Genomic DNA, 3,948 nt, shown 5'->3' with positions numbered 1-3,948 from the left:
GCGGTGACCTGACTGACGGCTTGTTCGTGGGTTGCGCGGGCCACCTCGAGGCGGCGCAGCGAAACAGTTCCCTCGTCTTCGCGGTACAGCCTTTCGAGACGATCGCTATCCTGACGCGCCTTGACCTCGTTCGCGATGGCAGCGCGCAACGATGCCTGCGCGGAATCGATGCCTGCGGTGCTCGCGCCTATCTGACGCCGTGTCGATTCGAGGTCGGCACGCGCGCGGTCAAGGGCGATCTGATACTGCAGCGGATCCACTTCGAACAGGACGGCGCCAGGCGTCACTTCCTGATTGTCATGCACGAGCACCCGGATCACCCGCCCCGACACTTCCGGGGCCACCGCCACAACGAAGGCCTGCACTCGCGCCTGTTGGGTGTATGGCGTGAACCGGTCGGCCAGCAGGTACCAGACAAGGCTCACACCGATCACCGCGGCGACCCATTTGACACCCTTGCCGGCCGGGTCGGCGGCGGCCGCTGGCGGCTCCGGCGGCGTGGCAGGAGGTTTCAGGGTCTCACTCATTGGGCCTGCCCTCTGGCAACGCGTGGCGTGTCGTCACGGACGGCGGCTCCGGCTCTTTCAGCAGATCGCCCCAGTTGGTGCGTTGCTCCATCTGTTCGCGCGTGGCGGCGTCGACGAGCGGCTCCCCGCTGTGCCAACCGCCGCCGACGGCCGCGTAAAGGGTAATCAGATTGGACACGGCATTGCCGCGGTTCACCACATAAGCATCCTGTTGCGCGGAGAGCGCACGCTGGGCATCCAGTACCCGCTGGAAGTCCGAGTAGCCCTCGCGATAGATGGTGTTGGCAAGCGTCAGCGAGCGCAGCGCGGCGAGTTCTGCGTCGCGCAGGATACTCTCGCGCTCGAGTGCCGTGGCGAGGCCCGTGGCGGCATCGTCGGCCTCGCGCGCAGCCTCCCGTACGGTATTCTGATACGCAACGATCAGTTGTTGCAGACGCGCGTCCTGTACGCGCACGTTGTTCCTGATCTTGCCATAGTCGAACACGTTCCAACTCACGCTGGGACCGCCGACGAGCGCCAAAGTGGCGGGCGCGCCCGCCACCGAACTGGCGGTCCAGGTGAGGCTCCCCAGAAGGGTCACCGAAGGGTAGAGATCGGCCTCGGCCACGCCGATTAGCGCCGATTGGGCAGCAACCTGCAGTTCGGCGGCGCGAACGTCGGGACGGCGCAGCAGCAGGTTGGCGGGTACGTCCTGCAGCACCGCACGGTCGACGAGCGGGATCATGCCTTCCTTGCCCGGCTGTTCGTCCAGTTCGGGCAGCGGGCCAGGCGGGCGGCCGATCAGGACGGACAGCGCATGGCGAGAAACCATGATCTGATTCTCGAAATCGGGGATGGTGGCGAGCGTACCCAGGTACTGCGTCTTCGCCTGTTGCAGATCCAGCTCATCGGTTTCGCCGCTCCTGAACAGACGCTCGGTGATCTCATAGCTGCGCTTTTGCAGTTTGGCGTTGTCGCGCGCGATGCGCAGGCGCGCTTCGGCTGTGCGCAGGGCGTAGTAGGTGTTGGCCACCTGGGCGTGCAGCAGCACCAGCACATCGTCATGGTTGGCTCTGGCGGCAAAAAACGCGGCATCGGCCGACTCGATCGCGCGGCTGAAACGCCCCCAGAAATCGAGTTCCCAGCCTACGCTAAAGCCCGTGCTGTATTGCAGGAAGCCGCCATAGTGGGGGTGGCTTCCGCCGGAGTGCCTTTCATCGCCGTACAGAACGTCGCCGTCGATCTGCTGCACTTGCGGATAGCGCCCGCTCAGGGCAATCCCCAACTGGGCTCGGGCCTCCATCACGCGTAGGCCAGCGATCTTCAGGTCACCATTCTGGGCGTCTGCCTCAGCGATCAGACGCTCGAGATTCTGATCCGCGAATACCTGCCACCATTGCCGGGCGTCGGGTTGCGCCCCCTGGCGGGTGGCCTGCTCGATAGCCGGGCTGCTCCAGTGTTCGGTCCACGCCTCGCGCTGGGGATGAAAGTCGGGCCCCAGCTGGATGCAGCCCCCCAGGCACACTGCGCCGATCAGCACAAGGTACTCGGAACGGGCTAGGCGCGGCACGGGGCGGCCCTCGTGGCATCAAGGCTGCTGTTGGTCTTGCGGCAGCTCGGCTTTCGGCCGGTCCTCCACCCATCGCCAGAACAGTTGATAGCCGACCGCAAGCACCACCGGACCAATAAACAGGCCAATCACGCCACCGGTGACCATGCCACCCAGCGCGCCGATCAGCACCACCGGCATCGGCACGTCGACGCCGCGACCCAGCAGCAAGGGCTTGAGCACGTTATCCGCCAGTCCTGCCACAAAGACGTAGATCGAGAAGATGATCGTCGCCGCGCCTACCCCTTTGGTAGCAATCACGAAAGCGATCACCGGGATGGTGATCAGCGTGGCTGGCAGTTGCATGATTCCTAGCAACAGCACCCCGAGCGCCAGCAGGCCAGCACCGGGAATACCCATCACAACAAAACCAACGCCTACCAGCAGCATCTGAATGAACGCGATGCCGACCACGCCTTGCGCGACCGCGCGGATGGTGGCGGTGCACAATTCTGCGATCTTCGGGCCGTTTTCCGGGCCCGAGACGCGCGAAGCGATCTGCACTGCGCTGCGGCTCCCCTCCTCCCCAAAAGCCATGAAGATGCCAGCGACGATCAAGGCAACGAAGAAGACCACCAGCCCCGAACCGAGGCTCGCGACCGTTCCCAGCAGCACGACGCCGATATCCTTCAACTGTGGAGTGAACTTCAGCGCGAGACCGGTCAGATCGGTGGCAGCCTGCAGCCAAAAATCGTACAGCCGCTTGCCCACCAGCGGCCAGGCCGCCACCGACTCTGCCGGCGGTGGAATCTGGAAGCTGCCGCTCTTCGCGATGGCCACCGCATTATCCAGCGAGTCGGCCATCGCGCTGCCCAGCAGCCAGGTCGGCACAAGAACGATGATGAAGGCAACCAGAACGATCAGCGTCGCCGCATAGCCGTCCTTCCTGAGCACCCCGTCGCGGAGTTTGACCTGCAGGGGATAGAGGGTGATCGCCAAGATCAGGGACCAGACCATCAGGTTGAGAAACGGGAAGAAGATCTGGAAGCAGGAAATCGCGAGAACCGCTATCAACCCCGCGCGGATCAGGACATCGAGCAGCCCGCGCGACAGCGCCTTTTCGGAAGTTTGCATCGGCAACATCAGTTGTCTCCTTGCAGGTTGGCGCCAGCGGAGCTGGATGCCAAACTTAACAGTCAAACGCGTCAAGCCGGCGCGAGGCGACGATGCACCGTTCGAGCCGGGACCGGCTCAGCGCGCCAGCATTTCCTAGGCGAAGCACATCCCCCTCAAATGCATATCTACATGAACGCGGGACAGCGCTCACGAAAGCCGAACATGAGGTAGCGCTTGAAACTTCGACGCATCTTCCGCTTATGCTTAAACCTGAAAAGTGTCTTGTGTCGGTGCCCGCGAAATACCAGCAATGTTGCCGTATTGACCGACGGGTAAAGGCAGCACGCCATGTCCAGCCCGTTCGCGCAGTCCTGACATGGAAAGCTCCTCGTGAAATTCACCGGCGAAGTCACCATCTGCACATCGAACGCGCCGGATTATCGCTGTGCGTACAAGCTCAGTTCAGGTCGTCGTCCTTGTAGTACTTCGTCCCTTCAGCGCCAGGCCTTTGTCTGTAGTCTGATATAGGCAGATGCCCAAGCCAGCCTGAATCTCGGCCATTTTCATGTAGGTCACGGCCTTGGTCTTTTTGTTTTGTTTACCGCAGTGCCCTCGCCCGCCCCCCCCCGTCAGCGAGAGTAGATTCACGGTGTTTTCAGACTTACAGGCACTGATTGATGGTGCTGCTCGCGTTGCTGTCGGCGCCGCGGAAACCCACCCAAGAACCTCCTGAGGCCTGTCGTACGACGGCGGAGGCGCCACCTGGCGGTTGCTGGC

General features: G+C 63.0%; 3 protein-coding genes. All 3 read right to left on the bottom strand.

Features of this window, described 5'->3' with window-relative positions:
• A partial coding sequence (locus WCA53_RS18695; RefSeq protein WP_423913884.1) for an HlyD family secretion protein occupies positions 1-527 on the bottom strand: 527 nt, incomplete at its 3' end.
• Complete coding sequence (locus WCA53_RS18690; RefSeq protein ID WP_423913882.1) at positions 520-2,046, bottom strand: TolC family protein; 1,527 nt, start codon at positions 2,044-2,046, stop codon at positions 520-522. The genes WCA53_RS18690 and WCA53_RS18695, both read right to left, overlap by 8 nt.
• Before the next feature lie 48 nt (positions 2,047-2,094).
• Positions 2,095-3,198, bottom strand: a complete 1,104-nt coding sequence (locus WCA53_RS18685; RefSeq protein WP_423913879.1) for an AI-2E family transporter — start codon at positions 3,196-3,198, stop codon at positions 2,095-2,097.
• Positions 3,199-3,948 lie beyond the last annotated feature (750 nt).

Origin of the sequence: Caballeronia sp. (assembly GCF_049581465.1) — a bacterium.
In the GTDB taxonomy this organism is placed as follows: Bacteria; Pseudomonadota; Gammaproteobacteria; order Burkholderiales; family Burkholderiaceae; genus Caballeronia.
Note: the sequence above shows the minus strand (reverse complement) of the source record. Positions and strands in the feature narration are given on the sequence as shown.